Source organism: Elizabethkingia argenteiflava (genome assembly GCF_009904105.1).
Taxonomy (GTDB): Bacteria; Bacteroidota; Bacteroidia; order Flavobacteriales; family Weeksellaceae; genus Elizabethkingia; species Elizabethkingia argenteiflava.
The window spans coordinates 1-726 of the sequence record NZ_JAAABJ010000068.1 but is presented as its reverse complement, the minus strand read 5'-3'; the positions used below and the strand labels follow the sequence as shown (position 1 = coordinate 726).

The following is a 726-nucleotide window of genomic DNA, read 5'->3' as shown; positions in this document are numbered from 1 at the left end:
TATTTACACAAAAAGAGTTCCGAGAAAATTAGCAATTTTGTATTGCAAATCAAATAACTAATAATCTGGAACTCATCAGCAAAGATGAAATAGAAAATATAAAAGCTGCAAATAAAATATGTTTATCTGAATTAGTCAATACTTAATCTGACAGTTGTAATCAAATTAAATAACTTTAAAACAGATTAAGTATTATGACAACACAACAAAAAATCATCAAAAACAAGTTAGTTGTACTTGAATTAGCACAACATTTAGGAAATGTATCCAAAGCCTGTAAAGTAATGGGCTATTCCCGAGACCGTTTTTATCGATTCAAAGAACTGTATGATCAATGAGGTGAATTAGCATTACAGGAAATCTCCAGAAGAAAGCCAGTATTAAATAATCGTGTAGATGAAGTTATTGAAAAGGCTGTTGTTGATATAGCCATTGAGAACCTTGCTTTGGGGCAGCTTAGAGTAAGTAATGAACTTAAAAAGCAAGGTTTCTTTGTATCACCAGGTGGAGTCAGCAGTATTTGGTTAAGACACGATCTACATACGTTTAAACTAAGATTAAAAGCCCTAAAAGCCAAATCTGCTCAAAATGGTGTAGTCCTTACTGAATCTCAACTTTCAGCACTAGAAAGGGCTAAGGAAGAGAAAAAAGCTCATGGAGAAATTGAAACTCATCATCCTGGATATTTAGGAGCTCAAGACACTTATTACGTAGGCAATATCAAAG

1 pseudogene is annotated in these 726 nt (G+C 32.9%); it reads left to right on the top strand.

From position 1 onward, the window contains the following. Positions 1 to 194: 194 nt before the first annotated feature. Positions 195 to 726: pseudogene (locus GNY06_RS13890) on the top strand (helix-turn-helix domain-containing protein); the annotation flags it as partial.